21 protein-coding genes are annotated in these 19,153 nt (G+C 63.1%); 14 read left to right on the top strand and 7 right to left on the bottom strand.

The window, feature by feature from the left end; genetic code table 11:
* The 8 genes from AC6I6L_RS16485 (at position 1) to AC6I6L_RS16450 (ending at position 6,718) form a co-directional block, all read left to right on the top strand.
* Positions 1-1,011, top strand: a complete 1,011-nt coding sequence (locus tag AC6I6L_RS16485; protein ID WP_497918860.1) for a carbohydrate ABC transporter permease — start codon at positions 1-3, stop codon at positions 1,009-1,011.
* 1 nt (position 1,012) lies between these two features.
* Positions 1,013-2,020: a carbohydrate ABC transporter permease gene (locus AC6I6L_RS16480; RefSeq protein WP_497918859.1), complete on the top strand. Its 1,008-nt coding sequence runs from the start codon at positions 1,013-1,015 to the stop codon at positions 2,018-2,020.
* Between the two features lie 2 nt (positions 2,021-2,022).
* On the top strand, positions 2,023-3,240 hold the full coding sequence (locus AC6I6L_RS16475; RefSeq protein WP_497918858.1) for an ABC transporter ATP-binding protein: 1,218 nt from the start codon (positions 2,023-2,025) through the stop codon (positions 3,238-3,240).
* On the top strand, positions 3,233-3,436 hold the full coding sequence (locus AC6I6L_RS16470) for a DUF8005 family protein (RefSeq protein WP_497918857.1): 204 nt from the start codon (positions 3,233-3,235) through the stop codon (positions 3,434-3,436). Before AC6I6L_RS16475 ends, AC6I6L_RS16470 begins: the two co-directional genes overlap by 8 nt.
* A gap of 215 nt (positions 3,437-3,651) precedes the next feature.
* Positions 3,652-4,620, top strand: coding sequence for a sugar phosphate isomerase/epimerase family protein (locus tag AC6I6L_RS16465; protein ID WP_497918856.1), 969 nt, complete (start codon positions 3,652-3,654; stop codon positions 4,618-4,620).
* Between the two features lie 96 nt (positions 4,621-4,716).
* Entirely contained in the window at positions 4,717-5,841 is a 1,125-nt protein-coding gene (locus AC6I6L_RS16460; protein ID WP_497918855.1) for a Gfo/Idh/MocA family protein, read from the top strand.
* 122 nt (positions 5,842-5,963) lie between these two features.
* Positions 5,964-6,443, top strand: coding sequence for a hypothetical protein (locus AC6I6L_RS16455; protein WP_497918854.1), 480 nt, complete (start codon positions 5,964-5,966; stop codon positions 6,441-6,443).
* 74 nt (positions 6,444-6,517) lie between these two features.
* Positions 6,518-6,718: a hypothetical protein gene (locus AC6I6L_RS16450; RefSeq protein ID WP_497918853.1), complete on the top strand. Its 201-nt coding sequence runs from the start codon at positions 6,518-6,520 to the stop codon at positions 6,716-6,718.
* Here the strand turns inward: AC6I6L_RS16450 and AC6I6L_RS16445 are convergent.
* Both AC6I6L_RS16445 and AC6I6L_RS16440 read right to left on the bottom strand, forming a co-directional pair.
* Entirely contained in the window at positions 6,676-6,924 is a 249-nt protein-coding gene (locus AC6I6L_RS16445; protein WP_497918852.1) for a PDZ domain-containing protein, read from the bottom strand. The two genes, AC6I6L_RS16450 and AC6I6L_RS16445, sit on opposite strands and share 43 nt — an antisense overlap.
* Before the next feature lie 124 nt (positions 6,925-7,048).
* Positions 7,049-7,258 carry a hypothetical protein gene (locus AC6I6L_RS16440; RefSeq protein ID WP_497918851.1) on the bottom strand — a complete coding sequence of 70 codons (210 nt, stop codon included), beginning with the start codon at positions 7,256-7,258 and terminating at the stop codon, positions 7,049-7,051.
* On the opposite strand from AC6I6L_RS16440, the gene AC6I6L_RS16435 reads away from it, so the two are divergent.
* The 3 genes from AC6I6L_RS16435 to AC6I6L_RS16425 all read left to right on the top strand — a co-directional run bounded on the left by AC6I6L_RS16435 (position 7,257) and on the right by AC6I6L_RS16425 (position 10,226).
* Positions 7,257-8,489, top strand: a complete 1,233-nt coding sequence (locus AC6I6L_RS16435; RefSeq protein WP_497918850.1) for an HD domain-containing protein — start codon at positions 7,257-7,259, stop codon at positions 8,487-8,489. The two genes, AC6I6L_RS16440 and AC6I6L_RS16435, sit on opposite strands and share 2 nt — an antisense overlap.
* 42 nt (positions 8,490-8,531) lie before the next feature.
* Positions 8,532-9,554, top strand: coding sequence for an amidohydrolase family protein (locus tag AC6I6L_RS16430; RefSeq protein ID WP_497918849.1), 1,023 nt, complete (start codon positions 8,532-8,534; stop codon positions 9,552-9,554).
* A 195-nt stretch (positions 9,555-9,749) separates the two neighbouring features.
* Positions 9,750-10,226, top strand: a complete 477-nt coding sequence (locus AC6I6L_RS16425; RefSeq protein ID WP_497918984.1) for a universal stress protein — start codon at positions 9,750-9,752, stop codon at positions 10,224-10,226.
* Between the two features lie 70 nt (positions 10,227-10,296).
* On the opposite strand, the gene AC6I6L_RS16420 is transcribed toward AC6I6L_RS16425, so the two are convergent.
* Positions 10,297-11,232, bottom strand: coding sequence for a biotin--[acetyl-CoA-carboxylase] ligase (locus tag AC6I6L_RS16420; protein WP_497918848.1), 936 nt, complete (start codon positions 11,230-11,232; stop codon positions 10,297-10,299).
* A gap of 141 nt (positions 11,233-11,373) precedes the next feature.
* On the opposite strand from AC6I6L_RS16420, the gene AC6I6L_RS16415 reads away from it, so the two are divergent.
* Positions 11,374-11,490: a DUF7577 domain-containing protein gene (locus AC6I6L_RS16415; protein ID WP_497918847.1), complete on the top strand. Its 117-nt coding sequence runs from the start codon at positions 11,374-11,376 to the stop codon at positions 11,488-11,490.
* 12 nt (positions 11,491-11,502) lie between these two features.
* Here the strand turns inward: AC6I6L_RS16415 and AC6I6L_RS16410 are convergent, their stop codons facing one another.
* Positions 11,503-12,483 carry a tyrosine--tRNA ligase gene (locus AC6I6L_RS16410; protein ID WP_497918846.1) on the bottom strand — a complete coding sequence of 327 codons (981 nt, stop codon included), beginning with the start codon at positions 12,481-12,483 and terminating at the stop codon, positions 11,503-11,505.
* Positions 12,484-12,646: 163 nt separating this feature from the next.
* On the opposite strand from AC6I6L_RS16410, the gene AC6I6L_RS16405 reads away from it, so the two are divergent.
* Positions 12,647-13,300 (top strand): hypothetical protein, encoded by a 654-nt coding sequence (locus AC6I6L_RS16405; RefSeq protein ID WP_497918845.1) that lies wholly within the window; start codon positions 12,647-12,649, stop codon positions 13,298-13,300.
* Between the two features lie 30 nt (positions 13,301-13,330).
* Here the strand turns inward: AC6I6L_RS16405 and AC6I6L_RS16400 are convergent, their stop codons facing one another.
* Entirely contained in the window at positions 13,331-14,107 is a 777-nt protein-coding gene (locus AC6I6L_RS16400; protein WP_497918844.1) for a 4-phosphopantoate--beta-alanine ligase, read from the bottom strand.
* Positions 14,108-14,323: 216 nt separating this feature from the next.
* Between AC6I6L_RS16400 and AC6I6L_RS16395 the strand changes: the two genes are divergently transcribed.
* Complete coding sequence (locus AC6I6L_RS16395; RefSeq protein ID WP_497918843.1) at positions 14,324-15,022, top strand: class I SAM-dependent methyltransferase; 699 nt, start codon at positions 14,324-14,326, stop codon at positions 15,020-15,022.
* Between the two features lie 59 nt (positions 15,023-15,081).
* Here the strand turns inward: AC6I6L_RS16395 and AC6I6L_RS16390 are convergent, their stop codons facing one another.
* On the bottom strand, positions 15,082-15,729 hold the full coding sequence (locus AC6I6L_RS16390) for a helix-turn-helix domain-containing protein (protein WP_497918842.1): 648 nt from the start codon (positions 15,727-15,729) through the stop codon (positions 15,082-15,084).
* A 101-nt stretch (positions 15,730-15,830) separates the two neighbouring features.
* Positions 15,831-18,740 carry a DUF1508 domain-containing protein gene (locus tag AC6I6L_RS16385; RefSeq protein ID WP_497918841.1) on the bottom strand — a complete coding sequence of 970 codons (2,910 nt, stop codon included), beginning with the start codon at positions 18,738-18,740 and terminating at the stop codon, positions 15,831-15,833.
* Positions 18,741-19,153 lie beyond the last annotated feature (413 nt).

Raw genomic sequence — 19,153 nt, 5'->3', positions numbered from 1 at the left:
ATGAGCACTGAAGACCGGACAGGCCCCACCAGACAATCGAACCGATCGGGGCCACTCGTCACGATCACGCGGTGGATGGAGAATCTCGGGGAAACCGGGTTCGCCTACCTGCTGCTAACGCCGGTGATGGTGCTACTGGCCACCGTGGCGCTCTATCCGCTGTTGCGGACCCTTGAGCTGTCGTTGTACCAGAACGTTCTCTCGGATCCGGAGTTTGTGGGACTGGCCAACTACGTCCAGATGTTTACCGGTGAAGCGAATCCGCGATTCCCGGGAACGACGACGTTCCTGCCCGGCGTCAGCACGAGCGGTAGCTTCCCGTTCGTCCACTTCGATGGACTCCTCCGAAGTGCGCTGGCAGTCACGCTGATCTTCACCCTCGTGAGCGTCTTTTTCGAGACGCTCATCGGCTTCGGACAGGCACTGGTGCTCGACCAGGACTTCCGTGGCCGACGGTGGGTCCGTGCTGCGATCATCATCCCGTGGGCGATCCCGATCGTCATTCAGGGGATGATCTTCTACCTGATGTTCCACCCGACCGCGGGCTTCCTGACGGGCCCGCTGTCAGACTGGGGGATCATCGCCGCGACGAACACGCTGAACGATCCGTTCAGTTCGCTGTTGATCATCACCGTCGCGGACATCTGGAAGACGACGGCGTTCATGGCGTTGCTCATCCTCGCCGGGCTCCAGAGCATCGATCGGAGCCTCTACGACGTCTCGAAGGTCGCTGGAGCGACCAAGTGGCAGGAGTTCAAGCTGATCACCTTCCCGTTGATCCTTCCTGCACTTGGTATCGCCGTGTTGTTCCGGACGATCGACGCGATGCGAATTTACGGACTGATCGACTCGGTGTCGGGCTGTACGACCGTCCCGTCGCTTTCGTGTATGGTCGTGTCGACGTTCAACACGAACCGAGGACTGGCGTCGGCGATCGCGTTCGTCACCGCCATCATCATCGGTATCGCCGTCCTGGGCGTCATCTACCAGCAGTACAAGGAGGGATTCTAAGATGGCAACTGCATCCGAAACGCAGTCGCAGTCGACTGACGACAATCTTGGGCTCCTCGAGCGGTGGACCAACGGCGTCCTCAGCGATCCCGAAAAGCGCGACCGGCTGTATCGGGCGTTGTTCTACGTCATCACCGCGTTCTTCCTGGTGACGACCTTGTTCCCGTTCTACTGGTTGTTGGTACTGGCCTTGACTCCGAACGGTATCATCCGGCAAGGTGACTGGGGCCTATCACTCCCGCTGCTCGGTGACATACCGTTCCCGACACCACAGGGGTTCAACGTGGTCGCGTTCGTAGAGGTCTTCCAGCAGGTGCCGTTCCACCTCTACGTCTTCAACAGCTTCGTGCTCGCGACGACGACGACGATCATCGTCCTGATCCTCGCGAGTCTCGCGGGGTACGTCTTCGGCCGGCTCGAGTTCCCCGGCCGCGGGGTCATGATGCTCGGCATTCTGGCGGTGTCGTACTTCCCGCCGGCTGCGTTCCTGATTCCGCTGTTCGATGCGTTCCTCGGGAACGCGGTCGTCGTCCCGTTCCTCGGGATCGAACTGTTCGAACCGCCGCGGCTGGTCAACACGCCAGGCTCGATGATCATGCCCTTCAGCGCGTTGTTCCTACCGCTGTCGATCTTCATCCTCACCACGTTCTACTCGCAGATTCCGGACGGGCTCGAGGATGCAGCGCGCGTTGAAGGGACAACCAGACTGGGTGCCCTCTTCCGCGTGATCATGCCGCTATCGGCACCTGGCGTTGCGACCGCCGCCGTGTTGACCTTCATCGCCGTCTACAACGAGTACTTCTTCAGCTCGATTATGGCGCTTCAGAATCAGCCCGGTCAGTGGTCGCCAATCGTCGGCGGTATCCTGAGCTACCAGACACAGTATACGACGGACTTCAACCTGATGGCGGCAGCCAGTATCGTTGGCGTGTTGCCGATGTTGATTCTCGTCGTCGTCGCACAGGAGAAAATCGTTAGCGGACTCACTGAAGGAGCACTCAAAGAGTAACAATGGCACGAGTACAACTTACGGACGTAACGAAACGCTACGACGACGTCGTCGCCGTCGACGAGATGAACCTCAACATCCGAGACGGCGAATTCGTCTGTCTCGTCGGCCCGTCGGGCTGTGGGAAGTCGACGACAATGGAGACGATCGCCGGCCTCACGACGCCGACGTCGGGAACGGTGAACATCGGCGAGACCGATGTTACCAAACTTCCGCCGAAAGATCGCGGGGTGTCGATGGTCTTCCAGAACATCGCGCTGTTCCCGCACATGGACGTCTACGAGAACATCTCGTTCGGGCTCCGGCTGCGGAAGTTCGACAAGGACGAGATCGACAAACGGGTCCAGCAGGCATCCGACATCGTCCAGCTCGAGGGAATGCTCGATCGGGAACCGAACGAGCTTTCGGGCGGACAGCAACAGCGGGTTGCGATCGCGCGTGCGATCGTCCGCAAGCCGGATGTCTTCCTGATGGACGAGCCGCTCGCAAACCTCGACGCGAAGCTTCGCGTCCACATGCGAACGGAACTCCAGCGTCTGCACAAACAGCTGGATACGACCATCATCTACGTTACCCACGACCAGGCCGAAGCGATGACCATGTCCGATCGGATCGCGGTCATCAACGCTGGTGAACTCCAGCAGATCGATCCGCCGCTGGTCTGTTACAACGAACCGGATAACCTGTTCGTTGCCGGATTCATCGGCTCGCCGTCGATGAACTTTATCGACGGAGAACTGACGAGCGGTGGGCTCGATACCGAGCACTTCGATCTCGAGTTAGACGCGACCGAACTCGACGACGCGACGGCTGCCGAGGTCACGATGGGTGTTCGGCCCGAGGATATCTACCTCGCTCGCAACGCCGATGCCGTAGACAGTCCATCGGAAGTGATCGAGGCACGCACTGACGTCCTCGAACCGATGGGCAACGAGATCTTCATCTATCTCTCTCTGGACGGTGCGAGCAGCGAAATGATGACCAGCGACGAGGCGTCGTCAGCGTCGAACCAGCTGCTGATGAGCGTCGATCCGGACACCGAAATCGACGAAGACGAGTCCGTGTCGGTCGTCCTCGATCGATCGAAAGTCCATCTCTTCGATACGGCATCGGGCGACGCACTCAGACACGGTATCGCGGACCTGGCTGTGGACCACGGCGCTGGAGGTGATTCGGAGGCGGCGGCCACTAGTGCCGAAACGGGTGGCCAGCGTGAGTAGCCTCGTCCCACTCGTCTACTACGGCGGGTTGACGGTCCTGTTTTTCTTCTGGATCTACGGGATCGTCTCGTTCGCCCTCGACATGAAAAACAAGGTACTGCCCGGAATCACGCGGTATCTTCACAACAGGCGCGAGCGGAACCGACAGCAACAACGCGAGCAAGAACGCAAGGAGAACGAAGAGCAGTTGTACTGACTGCACCGGGCAGTCAGCCACACGGCAATTCATTCTCGAGATTATCGGTTTTACCGGATAGGCCGCTCGAAAGCCAGTTCGCCCTGCGTTCGGGGGTGTACTGCTGTCCAGTGTTTCCTGTAGTCCGAGGAGACCGGCGGTATACGCTGTTGCCCGCCAAATTATCCGGGTTCCAACACTGGATTTATACGGCGGGATCGCTTCGATTCTGACGTATGGATATCGGCGTTCACACCCCACCGCTGGCGGACGAATCGCTCGAAGGCGCACTGGAGTACCTCTCGGAGATCGGCGTCGACGCGATCGAGCCCGGTGTCGGTGGCTATCCTGGGGACGATCACCTCGCTCGCGAGGAGTATTTCGACGACGAGGATGCCCAGCAGGAACTGCACGATCTACTCGCGGAGTACGACATGCACGTGAGCGCGCTGGCGACGCACAACAACCCGCTGCATCCGGACGACGATCGGGCTGGGACGGCCGATACGGAACTACGGGAGGCGATCGAACTTGCCGCCCAACTCGACGTGAATACGGTAACCTGTTTTTCGGGGCTGCCCGCCGGCGGTCCGGGTGACGAGGTGCCAAACTGGATAACGGCACCGTGGCCCACCGAACACGCCGACGCTCACGAGTACCAGTGGGGCGTGGCCGTCGAGTACTGGTCGGAGCTGGCTGCGTTTGCCGACGACCACGGCGTCGACATCGCGATCGAGATGCACCCGAACATGCTGGTCTACGAGCCCCACGGAATGGCGAAACTGCGCGAGGCGACGAACGATCGAATCGGCGCGAACTTCGACCCATCGCATCTCTACTGGCAGGGTATCTCGATCACCGATGCGATCCGGTTCCTCGGCGAGCGCGACGCCATCCACCACTTTCACGCCAAAGATACGCGTATCTACGAGGAGCAGGCCCGCGAGAAGGGTGTCCTCGATACGACCGCTTACGACGACGAACCGAATCGATCGTGGCTGTTCCGATCGGTCGGCTACGGTCACGGCGAGTCCCACTGGAAGGAGATCGTCTCGACGCTGCGGATGGTCGACTACGACGGCACGCTGTCGATCGAGCACGAGGATTCGCTGACCAGCTCTCGCGAGGGGTTAGAGAAGGCCGTCGAACTGCTCGATCGAGCGGTGTTCCGAGAGACGCCCGGCAAGGCGTACTGGGCCGAATAGTCCAGCTCCACGGCCGGTGGACGCGTTTGTCTGATCGATCGAAGGCGAGTTCTCGAGACGAAAACCTCTAACTACACCCGTAGTGAACGAATACCCATGACGATCGAAGTCGGCGTACTCGGCTATCGGTTTATGGGAAAAGCCCACGCAAACGCCCTCTCGCGGCTCTCAATGTTTTTTCCGGACGCTCCGGATGTCGAGCGCAGCGTGCTCGTCGGCCGCGACGAGGAGGCGCTTCAGGAGGCGGCCGACCAGTTAGGATTCGAGTCGACCGCGACCGACTGGCGGGACGTCGTCGACGACGTCGACGTGTTCTACAACCTCGGGCCGAACCACGTCCACGCCCAGCCCTCGATCGCCGCGCTCGAGGCCGGAACGCCGGTATTCTGCGAGAAACCCCTCGCACCGACGTTCGAGGAGGCAGAAGAGATGGCCGAGGCCGCACGCGACGCGGGCGTTCCAAACGGCTGTGCGTTCAACTACCGGTTCGTCCCCGCGATTCGGTATGCAAAGCGACTGCTCGATGACGGCGAACTGGGCGAGATCCATCACGTTCGCGGGCGATACCTTCAGGACTGGTTGGTCGATCCCGACGCGCCGTGGTCGTGGCGCAACGACGCGGAGATGGCGGGATCGGGCGCGCTGGGCGACCTCGGGGCGCACACCGTCGATCTCCTTCGCTTTCTCGTCGGTGACGACGACCTCGCCGGCGAGATGGACCGGGTGAGCGGCCACTTGCAGACGTTCGTCGAGGAGCGTCCGGTCGAAGACGGAGACGGCGACGAGACCCGTCCAGTCACCGTCGACGACGCCTACTCCGCTCAGATCGAGTTCGCAAACGGTGCGATGGGGACCCTCGAAGCCTCTCGCTTCGCGACCGGACACAAGAACGACCATACGATCGAAATTCACGGCTCGAACGGCAGCCTGCAGTTCTCGCTCGAACGGCTGAACGAACTCGAACTGCTTCGCGACGGTGATCGCGGCTACGAGACGATCCTCGTGACCGACGAAGACGATCCGTACATCGACCACTGGTGGCCGCCGGGCCACGTCATCGGCTGGGAGCACACGTTCGTCCACGAGAACTACGAGTTCCTCTCCGCGGTCGACTCCGGCGGGGAGTTTGCCCCCAGCTTCGAGGACGGACTCGCCGCCCAGCGCGTCCTCGACGCGATCGAAGTCAGCGACGACCGGGGCGAGTGGGTCTCGATCGAGTAGGACCGGCCGACGTACTCCGTCGGCAGAGAGCGGAGATGGCCGTCTGAAAGTCGAGGAGTCGGACGCCCAGATACCAACATCTTGGGGAAACGAATTCGGGTGACAGTCGATGAGATTTGTGTGTGATCGAGATAAACGATAGCGACGCCCGGCGCAGCGGCGAATCCCGACGGTGGAGTGAGCGGATTGGGCCATCGAGCGTCGATACGCGACTGTACGCACTGATCGTGCTGTCGACAGTGCTTGGCGCTGGTCACCACGTCGATCACGTCGTTAGAGGTAACCACGTCGGCTGGCCGGTGATCCAGGAGGTTACGATATTCACCTACACCCTGCTGATTTACCCGCTCGTCGCGATCGGGCTCTATCTGACGGTCACCGAGCGAGTCGGTGCGGGATACTGGCTCGTTCTTCTCGGAGCACTGTTCGTCCTCGTCGTCGGCACCCATCTCACTCCCTGGGCGACGGAACCGCCGCGGGATATTGTCGATCCGTACGAGACCGTCTACGTCGGCTACGCTGCTCTCGCCTGGCTGTTCGGTCTCGTCGGCTCGTTGCTAGCGGGAACGACCTACGCCACCCACCGGTGGCGGCGGGCCTGAACATCGCCGCGCGACCTCGATCGAGACCCGAGAAATACCCGATATTTTTGCTACTGTCGACCGTCAGTACGGATGTGCTCGGAGCCATCCTCCACTGGTTGCGTGACTGGATCGCCGTCGAGGACTCGGACGACCGAATCGAGGGCTCCGGCGAGGCGATCGCGTCCCTACAGCATCGGCGCTCCCCGGAGGCAGTTCGCGAACTCGATCGACTCGAGGAAGCAGCGACCGATCACCCGGAGTCGACGCGAATGATTCTGTCTATCTCGTCGTAGCGGACGCTTCCCTGATCGACCGGGTTTCCGTCGAGTTCGAGGTAACCGGGTTCGATCCCCGTCACTGTGCCAGTGAGTTCGGGGTCGTCGTCGCCGGTACGCGCCGTCTCCCAGATCTGGATCTCGTCACCAACGTCGACGAACTCGTCGACGAGCGCTGCGGTCCGTTGGCCGTCGGCATTCGCGGGGATTTCGAGTTCAGTCATCGATCGTTTCGACGGAAGATGGCCGTTCCATTAGCGGTGGTGCCGGCAGTATCGACCCCAGGGTAGTTGTTCGCTCGTGGGACGGGGCGGTTGCCGCCGCAGACGAAAAAGAGCGACGCCATCCTCATTCGTCCCACTGTGTCGAGATGTACAGGAGAGCGATCAGACAGAGAATCGTGATCATAAAGAGCGCGATCGTCGCGATCGTCATCACGGACATGGTGCCAGGCGATCGTTCGGAGTCCCCGGCAAAAGCCGTACTGGTTGCGGTGGCGTTCGACTCGATCGCTCGCGGACGATCGTTTTTGTGTGAGAACGCCGAACGGTCTGGCATGAAAATCATCAAAGATAGCGTCCACGATCACATCCAAGTCGAGGGCGTCGCGCGGGATCTTCTCGACACGCCGGCCCTCCAGCGACTCCGCCGGATCGGTCAGCTGGGGACCGTCTCGCTGGTCTACCCCTCGGCGAATCACACGCGCTTCGAGCACAGCCTCGGGGTCTACCACCTCGCGTGTGTCGCCCTCGACCACCTCGGCATCGAAGGGGTCCAGGCCGATCGAATCCACGCGGCCGCGCTCCTCCACGACGTCGGCCACGGTCCGTTCAGTCACAACCTCGAATCGCTCACCTACCGCCGGACCGGGCGCTACCACGACGACGTCCACGATCTCCTCTCAGAGGGTCAGGTTGGGGACGTACTACGGAATCACGACCTCGAACCGGACGCCGTCGCGGACCTCGTCGCCGGCGACGGACGGTTTGGACAGCTGGTCTCCGGCGAACTCGACGTCGATCGAATGGACTACCTCGTGCGGGACGCCCACCACACGGGCGTTCCGTACGGAACGATCGACACGGGCCGGCTGGTTCGCGAACTCACGTTCGTCGACGGCGAACTCGTCCTCGACGAGGGCAACGTCCAGACGGCCGAGAGCCTGCTCGTCGCGCGGGCGCTGATGAACCCGACAGTCTACAGCCACAGCGTCGCCCGGATCAGCAAGGCAATGTTACGCCGCGGGGCCGAACGGTTGCTCGAGGCACCCGACGCCGACGTCGATGCGGAAACTCTCCAGCGGATGGACGACCACGACCTGATCGTGGCCCTTCGGTCGTGTGCGGAAACTGGCGACTTCTTCCGACGACTCGACGAGCGAGACCTCTTCAAGCGAGCGGTGTGGGCCGAGATGGACGACGTTCCCGGTGGCATCATCGAGTCCGATCACGACTCCGTCCGCGAGTTCGAACGTGAGATCGCAGCCCGCGCGGACGTCGATCCCGAGAGCGTAATTCTCGACGTACCGAGTCGGCCGTCGATGACGGAATCGACGTCTCGCGTGATGGTCAACGGCGAGATCCGATCGCTCGAACAGCAGTCGCCGCTCGTGGCTGCACTCCGTGCGGGCCAGTACTCCCAGTGGCGACTCGGCGTCTACTCTCCGGCAGCGCTTCGCGATCGGGTCGGTCGGGCCGCCGTGGAGGTGCTCGGTCTCGACATCGACGGGGCGCTCGTGCGCGAGGTGCGAGACGGACTGGACGCGACGCTGGACCAGTACGTCGAGTAAACACGTCGAACAGTTGAAGGGGCCGCCCACGAACTCCCCAGTATGGAACGTACGGGAACGATTCTCCGGGGACGATCGTTCGAGCCCGTCGAGGGTCGAATCGTCATCGACGACGACGGCCGGATCGACGCGATCGAAGAGGAATCGATCGAGAGCGACGACATCATGATGCCGGCGTTCGTCAACGCCCACACGCACGTTGGGGACTCGATCGCCAAGGAGGCCGGCGGCGGCCTCTCGCTCGAAGAACTCGTCGCGCCGCCGGACGGCCTGAAACACCGGCTGCTCCGTGCGGCCTCCCACGAGGAACTGGTCTCCGCGACGAGGCGATCACTGCAGTTTATGCAACGAAGCGGGACGGCGGCCTGTCTCGACTTCCGGGAGGGAGACGTTGCGGGCGTCCGGATGCTCGAGGAGGCCGCGGCCGGACTCGACATCGATGCGCTCGCGTTCGCGCGCGGCTCGATCGACGCTATGCACGAGGGGACCGGCTTCGGTGCGAGCGGTGCCAACGACGACAGCTTCGATCGAGAGCGGACGGCGACCCGCGAGGCCGGCAAGCCCTTTGGCATCCACGCGGGCGAAGTCGACGCGAGCGACATCAATCCGGCGCTGGATCTCGACCCGGACTTTCTCGTTCACGTCGTCCACCCCGAGCCGATCCACCTGGACCGGATCGAAGACAGCGAAATTCCGGTCGTCGTCTGTCCGCGATCGAACCTCGTGACGGGGGTCGGTCTGTCCCCGTTCGAGGAGTTAGCGGAGCGGACGACGCTGGCACTCGGCACGGACAACGTGATGCTCAACTCCCCGTCGATGTTTCGCGAGATGGAATTCATCGCGAAGTGTTCCGACCTCTCGGCGACGGAGATTCTTCGAATGGCGACGATCAACGGTGCAGAACTCGCTGGTCTCGACTACGGACTCCTCGAACCGGGACGCAAAGCGCGCCTGCTTGTCCTTGATGGTGACTCGGACAACCTCACAGGGGTTCGAGATCCGGTTCGGGCTGTCGTGCGTCGTGCCGGCGTCGACGACGTCAGCGAGGTCGTCCTCGACCCCTGACGGTCGCGCCAAACCTCGCAGTGCGAGTTGCTCTTCCCTGTAGTCCCCCGAATCGCCTCCACGGTTCCGCTTTGACCGTGTTTCGGTGCGCTCAGTCTTCGATTGCTGTCGTCCGTTCTTCGCAGGAAATAGTGCTCGTTTGATATATTCACGTACTATTATACTGGTGAGTGCGGTATGGTATACTGTGCCAAGATGTACGACTGTATCCTCGTCCCGACCGACGGATCCGAAGCGGGCGAGTCCGCGTTAGCGTATGCCTTCGATCTGGCGCGGGCACACGGTGCGCGGGTCCGAGTGTTATACGTGGTCAATATCGCCGGCTACGGGGGGCTACCGATGGAAACTGCGTGGGAAGGAATCAGCGACGCGCTCTACGCGGAAGGCGAAACGGCGGTCGAGCGGGCGATCGAACTCGCGCCGGAGGACGTCGACGTCGAAACGACGGTTCTCGAGGGGTCACCGAGTCGGACCATCGTCGAGGAGGCCACGCCCGAGAACTGCGACCTCATCGTCATGGGGACCCACGGTCGAGGCGGCATCGATCGACTCTTGCTCGGCAGTGTCGCAGAGCGCGTCGTTCGCCGCGCCGACGTGCCGGTGTTGACGGTGCGCGTCGACGAAAACGACTCCGAGGACGAGGCGGAACGATCGACGGTCGCGGTCGAGTGAGCGCGCCGACGCACGCCGTCAAGTGAGCAGGCACTGGCCACACGCCGTCGACGGTCGCCGCTGACCGGGTTCAAACCGGGCGAAGGTGCTCGCAATCACCCGCAGAGACCGTCTCTCGCCCGCCGGCCGTGTCGACGACGAGCGCACCCGACGCCGTCACGTCGATCGCGTTGCCGACGATCTCCCCGTCCTGTCGATCGACCCGGACTCGTTGCCCGAGCGTGAGCGCGTGCTCTCGCCAGGCCGGGATGACCTCCTCGAGGTCCGACCGGTAGCGATCGAACGCCTCGATGAGTCGCTGGACGAACACGCGTCGATCGACGTCGCCGGCTTCGGCCCGGATACTGGTCGCCGTCTCGGGGAGCGCCTCGGGATCGATATTCGCGTTGACGCCGATTCCGACGACGAGCCACGTGATTCGGTCGGTTTCCCCCTCCATCTCGGTGAGGATGCCCGTCAGTTTTCGATACTCGGTGTCGTCGACCGGGACGACTACGTCGTTAGGCCACTTGATCCGCGCGTCGACGCCGGCCTCGCGTGCCACCTGAACGGTCGCGACTGCGGCCGCGAGCGTGTACAGCGGTGCCCTGGCCGGCGCGACCGCCGGCCGCGAGACGAGACTCAGCCAGATTCCGCCCGACGGTGCCGCCCACTCGCGCTCGAGTCGACCCCGTCCGCCGGTCTGTTTGTCCGCAAGGACGGCGATATCTTTCGCCCCCGCTGTCGCGAGCTCGCGGGCGCGATCGTTCGTACTCCCGATCGAGTCGTGGTACTCGATCGTAAACGGCGCGTCCAGACCGTACTCGACGGCCGGCCCGCTGTACGCCGTCACCCCGGCGAGCGTGTAGCCGTCGCTCCCGCTTTCGATCTCGAAGCCGGCCTCGCGGAGCGCCTCGATGTGCTTCCAGACCGCCGCGCGAGACATATCGAGTTCTTTGGCGAGTGTCGGTCCCGACAGCGGGCCCTCCTCGAGCGCCGCGAGAATCGATCGTCGCGTCTCGTTCATAGCCGCCTAAGGGTGCCAGTCGTACTTGAATCCACGATACTCGCGCGTCGATCCGAGACTCGGGTATCGATCGCGGCCGACCGATACCGGCTTGCACACGTCTGCAAGTCGGCCATCCGACCTGAGACTGGAGCACCGACTATGAGTTCCAGTGCGCAGACGGTCGAGGACTCGGTTACGTGTCGAACCTGCGGGACGAGAAACCAGCAGGGCTATACGTACTGTCGCAACTGCGTTCAGACGTTGCCGGCGGGGTGATACCGGTCTCGATCAGGCTCGCAGGTCGCACAGCGTCTCACGACCCGGCGCGATCAGTTCGTCGAGGTACGCCGCGAGCGTCCCCTTCGCGTCGGCCGGGTGGAGTTCGCCGGACTCCAGATCGTTTGCGAGCGTTTCGTAGTCGTCGTAGGTGAGATCGCCGCCGTACTTCTCGGGGCGTTCGACGGTGACCGACTCGAATCGCGGGAAGACGTGGTACTCGAACAGTTCGAGGACGGGGTTCTCGAGGTCACCCTCCGGATCGCGCGTCGGCGGACAGAACGCCGAGTTGACCTTCTCTTCGAGGTCTTCGGTCGAGTCCTCCATCGAGATCGTGACGCCCTCGCTCGAGGACATCTTCCCCTCGCCGCTCGTGAGGTCGGCGACGATCGGCGTGTGCAGCGCCGGCCGCACCTCGTACCCGAGTTCGGGTAACTCCTCGCGGGCGAGCATGTGGACCTTGCGCTGGTCTAAGCCGCCGACGGCGAGATCGAGGTCGAGGTACTCGATGTCCAGCGCCTGCATCAGCGGGTAGACGAGGTGGCTCACCTTCGCCGTCTCACCGGACTGGAGTTCGGCCATCGCGCGCTGGGCGCGGTTCATCGTCGTCGAAAGCTCGAGTTCGTGCAGGTCGAGCGTGTACTCCTCGTCGAGCTGGAACTCGGAGCCGTAGACGAACTCCGTGTTCTCCTCGTCGAGGCCGTAGGCGACGAACTGGGCGCGCATCTGTTCGGCCGTCTCACGGATCTCCTCGAAGGTTCCCTTTCCGTTGAGGTGGGCGTGAACGTCCGCGAGCAAGACGACGACCTCCATGCCGGCCTCCTGGAGATCGATGAGTTTGTTCGCCGTCAACAGATGGCCGAGGTGAAGCACGCCGGAGGGCTCGTAGCCGACGTAGGCGCGTTTCCCCTCGGGCGCTCCCGCGAGATCGCGTACCTCCTCGTCGGTGACGACCTCTTCGGCGTTTCGCGTGATCAGGTCGTAGGTGTCCATGTATGAACTGAAACCGGAGGAGCAATTTATATTCGATGAAAGGGACCTATCCGTCGGTGGTGGGGGCGGGTCGTCGACGGAACCGATCGTCAGCGACCGACGGTCTCACAGAGATTGCCTGCCCAATACACTTCCGGCTGGTTCTCGTAAGAACTCCGTTCATATGGGAGTGACAGAGGATGCGATTAACGCTGCTCGCCGGAGCTTCTTGCCACAGGTTCACTACCTCCTGCAGGGGAGCTTCGACGGCTACGCGATCAGCCACACGACGGCCGAGGAGTACGCGCTCACGGCCCACTGCACCGAGGAGACGATCGAATCGGTACTCGACGATCTCGGATTTTCGCGCAACCCGATCGCCGCCCTGAAAGTGCGCGCAGACGGCAACACCTCGGAGGGATCGTGGGTCTGGCGTCCGTCGCCGCTTGCGACCTACCAGTTGCACGTCGTCATCCACGAACTCGAGGGGAGCGAGGGCGTCGACGTCTACGCTCACTGGGAGTGTTCGTGGATTCGCCACCCCTACAAACACTACGTCGCCCGCGGATACGACGCTGAAAAAGGCGTTACGCTGGCTCGCCGGTGGCTCACCACCTACGATGGAGACGCACTCGAGGGACGCGGCATCGACTACGAGGTCGACAATTCGATCACGCGGCGGGCCAGCGAATATCTCTCATTATCGTACTACCAGGTCGAAGAGGTCGTCGCCGCGATCAAATCTCGACTGCCCGCGATCGACAACGAGGAGTCGCTGACAACTGATCGGGACGGCGAACGCGACCGCGTATCACCCCGGATCGCGGAGTGGTCCTGACCGTCGGTTGCGGTCGGTGTCGACGGTCGCTCAGAACCCGTCTCGAATCCGCGATTCGGCATCCGAGAGCGCAGCCGCTCGATCGAAGCGCTCGACAATCTCCTGCAGTTCGCTCGTGTCTGCGTCCGCCAGTTCGCGTGCGTGATCGGTCATGTTCGGCACCGCGCGGATAATGTTGTCGACGATCGGCACGTCGGCAACCCGTGGCGATCGCGAGAGCGGGTTGAGGTCGATCACGATCTCCGTTTTGCCCATCTCGTTTAGCGCCTCGGCGCGATCGCCGTCCTCGAGGGGGACGAGGACGACGTCGGCCGCGTAGATGCCGTCGGCGTCGACTTTCGCCCGCTGGTGGTCCAGATTCGGGATGCGGGCCTCGGCTTCCAGTCCCTTGACGTCTTCAGCGCCGTGCTCCCGGAGGTGGTCAGCGATCGCCGCAATTCGCTCCGGCGTCCGGTTGAACAGGTTGACCTCGAGATCGGCTCCCGTCGCGTCAGCCAGTTCGACCATCTCTCCGGGGACGAGTGCCGCGACGTTACCGTTGATCGAGAGCACGGGATGGTCAGCCAGCAGCAGGTGGGCGGCGGCCGCTCGTTCGGCCGCGTCGGCGCTCGGTATCGTTTCTTCGCCTAGCAGGTAGTCGAAGGCGCTCCCTCGGCCTTCCGCGTGCATCCCCTGTAAGTGTGTAATCCCCTTTTCGACCCCCGTTTCGATCCGGTGGCGAGTGAGGAGATCCTGATATCTCGGATGGTCCTCCGGGATCTCATCCTCGCCTTCGACGTCCGCAGAGACGGTGTCGTAGTCGCTCACGATCGGGTACTGGCGATCGTCGATAAAAAACGGCGCGATCGACGGTGGCGCTCTTGCCGGCTCGCTTCGACTGCCGTTGTTCCCCGGTTCGTCTCCTCGTCTCTCCTGTCGTCAGATCGGTGCCACAGTCCCGATCGCACTCGCGGGTATATAACTCGCCGATATGTTTCGTGTGAAGCTACTCACACGTGTTGGCACAATTGTGATATTGTGACTATGGAGACGAACCATCCGAACCGCGAACCGGGGTCCGACGCGTCAACATCGACCGAGGACCGGTACCGCGCGCACTTAGAACGGAGTCGGACGGTGTGGGATCGCTGGAGCGACTGGTACGGACTCAGCGAGAAGGACTTCAAGCCGATCCGCGAGGCGGCGATCGATGGACTGGACCTGCAACCGGGCGATCGGGTGCTCGAAATTGGCTGCGGTCCCGGCGTCAACTTCGAGCGGGTTCGCAATGATATCGGTCCGGACGGGGAACTAATCGCAATCGACTACAGTCCGGGGATGGTCGAAAACGCACGCGAACGCGTCGAGCGCCACGGCTGGGAGAACGTTCAGGTTCGGCGTGCTGATGCGGGAGCGGTGACGTTCGACGAGCCGTTCGATGCAGCGATCGCGACGCTCTCGCTGAGCGTCATGCCCGACGCGGAGCGGGTCGTCGAGCGAACCTCCCGATCGTTGCGCCCCGGCGCGCGGTTGGCCGTCGTCGACGTCCGGCCCGTTCAGAGCGGTCTCGGTCGCGTGTTCAACCCGCTCATCTGGCGGTTCTTCCGCTGGTACGCGAACTGGAATCCCGACAACGACGTCGTGGGTGCGCTCGACACCGTCTTCGATCGCTGCGAGGTCGTCGACACCCACATGGGCGGTACGGCGTTCACCGCGCTCTGTACGAACGCGGAGCGCGACTGATCGGTGCCGGATTCGAAATAGCCGGTGCCAGACGGGGGCCGTAGACGATCGGTGCCGACCTATACGCCGTCCGCGAGCACTCGTTCGACGGCGTTCGCCTCGCCGCGACGAAGGAGTTCCGAGGCTGTCGAAACCGCACAGTCGAGTTCGGCCGCAACCGCCTCGATCCCTGCCTCCCGCGGAACCTGATAGTAGCCCAGTTCCCAGGCAGTCCGAAGCGCCGTCGCCTGCCGATCGGAGACGGTGGATTCACTCACCGTGAGGTCGTCGCTGACCCAACGGACGTCGACCCGGATTCCGTCCGGAACGGCGTCCACGACGCGTCCGAGATCGGCGGACTGCCCGACGAGCGTCACCCGGATCGTCCGGTCCGATCGGATCTCGATCGGTGGCACGACCACGACGGTTTCCTGGGCGAGCGCGCCCTGCAACGACAGTCCCTCCGAACCGAGTTCCCGCCGGAGGTACAGGAAAAACCCGTCGTCGGAGGGCGTGATCTCGTACTCCAGAACGTCGTCTCGATCGACCACCAGCGGTTCGTAGGCCTCGGGGTCGCCGTAGACGTACGACGTGATCGTTTCGACGCCGTCGACCGACTGCCCGCCGACGATGATTTCCCTCTCGAGCCCGGGCGATTCACAGATTCCCTCGTGGATCGCTGAGATCGTCTCAGGGGAAAATTCGAGTTCGACGCCCATCGATTTCATGGGCCGAACATCCGGCTGTTCACACATAAAACACCGATACGTTTCGCGACGGCGACCGTGGGGGTCGTTTCGCCCCTCGGGCCGTCAGATTGCGTCCGCTCTCACTCGGTGAACGTGATCCATCCCTCCGGCGCGTGGGCTTTCACGTCGTTCATCGCCTCGCGGGCCGCGGTTCGGGTGTCGTAGAGCTGCGTGCTCTCGGCCATCGTCGAGCCGTACTCGTCGACCAGTCGCCAGACCCAGCCGTCCTCGTCCGCGGCGCTGTGAAGTTCGAAGGAGACGCTGTCGATTTCGAGGATGCTCGCCGTCTCGATCAGCGATCGAACGTCCTCGATCGCCTCGCGTGCGGTCTCGGTCGAGGCGTGTGCCTCGGAGCCGGTCGCGACGGTTCGGCCGTCTTCGTCGATGAGCCGCCACTGCCACTCGTCCTCGGCGGTGCCGACCAGTTCGAACGAGGCGACATCGAAGTCGACCCGGCCGGCGATCGGCGCGAGCTGTCGAACCGTCTCGACGGCCGCCACGCCGTCCGCCTTGGTCGTGGCGCTGTCGACTCCTGTTGCGATCACCTCGCGCTCTCGATCGACCAGGTCCCACGTCCAGCCGTCGTCCTCGTGGAGGCGAATCACGGCGTCTTCGATCGAGAACACCGGCGCGTCCGCCGCGTGGGTCGTGAGCGCTTCGACCGTCGCGAGTGCGTCGTCGCGATCGGAGTCGCTGTCGGTCGCGTCGGCGATCTCCTCGCGATCGCGGTCGAGCAGGCGGAAGCGCCACTCGTTGCTGCCATAGAGCTGGACGGTGACGTCACCGACGGTGTACCCCTGTGCGGAGGTGGCTGCATTGCGGACCGAGTCCAAACTATCGATCAGTTCGTCGCGCGTCGGGTACACCTCGCCGTCGACGGCGACGGTCTCGCCCGAGGGGAGGACGAATCGCCAGTGCCAGTCCTCGGCCGCGAAGGGCTGGAAGATGGCCCGGTCCATCGTGCGAACGTCGGAGTCGAGGTGGTCGAGCAGCCGGTTCATCGCTTTTCGGGCCGCGCCGCGGGTCGGGTGCGTCGACGGATCTTCCGCGACGAGTTTGCCCGCCTCGTCGATCAGCCGCCAGCCCCACTCGTCGTCCTCGTTGACGAACAATTCGAAGGCTGCGGTCTCGATCTCGAGTAGTTCGGCGTTCGGTGCCTGCTCTTTGAGCGTTATCATCGCTTCGGCGGCCTCGCCGCGAGAGGTGTGTTCCGTACCGCTGTCTGCGAGTACGTTGCCGTCCTCGTCGATCAGCCGCCAGCGCCACTCGCTGTCGTCGGCTTCGTACACCTGGAACGCCGCGTTCTCGAACTCGATCAGGTCCGCCTCGCTGGCCTGCTGGCGAACCCGTTCGATCGCGTCTGTGGCATCCTCGGGCGTTCCGTGGGGTTCCGTGCTCCCGGCGACGATCTCGCGATCCTCGGTGACGAGCCGCCAGCACCACTCGGTCGGATCCTCGGCGTTGGGGGTTCTTTCGCCCGTTTCCGTGGCCGTTCCGCCGTCGGTCGACACCGCCTGTTCGTCGATCGTTGCGGGCAGATCGTCGGTCTCGTCGAACGCCACTGCCTTCCCTGCGAGGTAGACCTCGTACTCCGCGTCGTCGATCTCGACGACGTCGGCCTCGCGGGCGTTCGCCTGGAGCGCGTCGGCGCGTCGCTCGGACTCGCTATGGTCGCTCGTCCCGTCCGGACTCTCGGCGACGACGTGCTCGTTCTCGTCGACCAGTCGGAACCGCCACTCGTCTCCGGATTGGAAGTGTTCGTACGTCGGCTCGCCGGCGGCGGTAATCGCAGCCGATTCGAGTTCCGGAAGCAACGCTTCGACGGCTTCCTCCGCGTCGCGGCGCGAATCGAACGCGTCGGTGCAGGTGGCAACGACGTCGTCCGCGTCGTCGACGATCCGCCACGTCCAGTCGTCGCCGCGTTCGTGGAGTTCGACGCCGACGTGCTCGATGTCGAGTAGTCGCGCTCGATCGAACCGATCGGCAAAGGAGTGGGCGGCAGTCTCGGCGTCTTCCTGGCTCGCGTACCCGTCTTCGCCCGCAGCCAGGGGCGTCCGCTCGTCGTCGACGAGCGTCCAGTGCCACCGATCGCGTTCTTCGGTGTAGGTGAACGCGGCGTCTTCGATCTCGATGACGTCGGCTTCGGGACCGCGGTCTTTCAGGAAGCTCACCGAGTTTTCCGCGCCGTCGCGCTCGTCGAACTCGCCGGCACAGGTGCCGACGATGCTGCCGTCGTCGCGGGCGAGCGCCCACTGCCAGCTACCGCCGCGATCCTCGTACAGCCGGAACGCGGAGGTCGTCAGCTCCATCAGACCGGCCGAACTGATCTGGGATTTGACGCGTTCGATCCCCTCACGGGCCTCGGGTCGGGTTACCGCGCTTCCTTCGTTCCTCGCGAGGGCTTCGAGATGGAGGACGTTCCAGGTCCAGTCGCCGTTGGCGTCGCGAAAGACGGCAAACTGTGCACCCTCCTGTGCGTCGCCGGTCAGGATCGGTGGATCGTCGGTCGCTCCCTCCTCTTCGACGAACATCCCTTTCTGTCCGGTGAGGACGGGAACGAGCGCCGTCACGCCCGCGATGATCGCGATTCCGGTCGTGTATACGGTGATCACTTCGACGCTGTAATCCGCCCCGAGTTCGCGCCAGTTGTACGGGTAGGCGTAGCCAAAAAATCCGACGCCGCCCAGCGCGACGACTAATCCGACCGCGCCCGCCTGAATCCCGCGTTTCCGGACCGGTAACATCAACACGATTCCGAACAGACACAGGGTGAGGCCCGTCGCCGCCAGCACACCCGTGATTCTGATCAGTGTATAGGAGTCCGCGTCGCCGGCGTAGCCGACCACGAACGTGAACACCCCCGCCGCACCGATGATGTATCCCAGAATGAACAGCCAGTAGCCGTAGACGTCTTTTTTCGAGTCGGGTTCGCCGACGTATCGCTCGTACAACCGGAACAGGTCTTGGTGAAGGTCTGTCGTGAATGACATTGCCAAACTTTGATCGATAACTGGAACGAACTTTAATAAATTTTCGGCTACTGCATTTTACGCTGTCAGGTTCCCATTCTGGTATTTTAGCGATCGATCCGGGTCCGAGATGCGACTCGTGAACTGGCCACCGCACCGGTACTCGATCCGCTTTCGCTTCACGATCGAGGCCGGTCGCGCGTCTGACGGCCGGCAGAGTACACCTGGCCCTCGATTTCAGCATACCCCCACTCCCGGAGCTGTCTTCGGAGTAAGCGATCGAATCCGGAATCGAGAGACGGCACACCGACACGGCGGTCCGGGGCCGACACCGGAGAGGAAAATATGTAGACAACGTGAGTGATACGGATAGTATTTATACCCGAACCGTCGATCGTCACCCGAGAATCGCCCGACCGCTGGCTGAGGGCGCG

It is taken from the genome of Halosolutus sp. DAT137, from assembly GCF_059736405.1.
The sequence above is the reverse complement of the archived record's forward strand: the minus strand, read 5'-3'. Positions and strand labels throughout refer to the sequence as shown.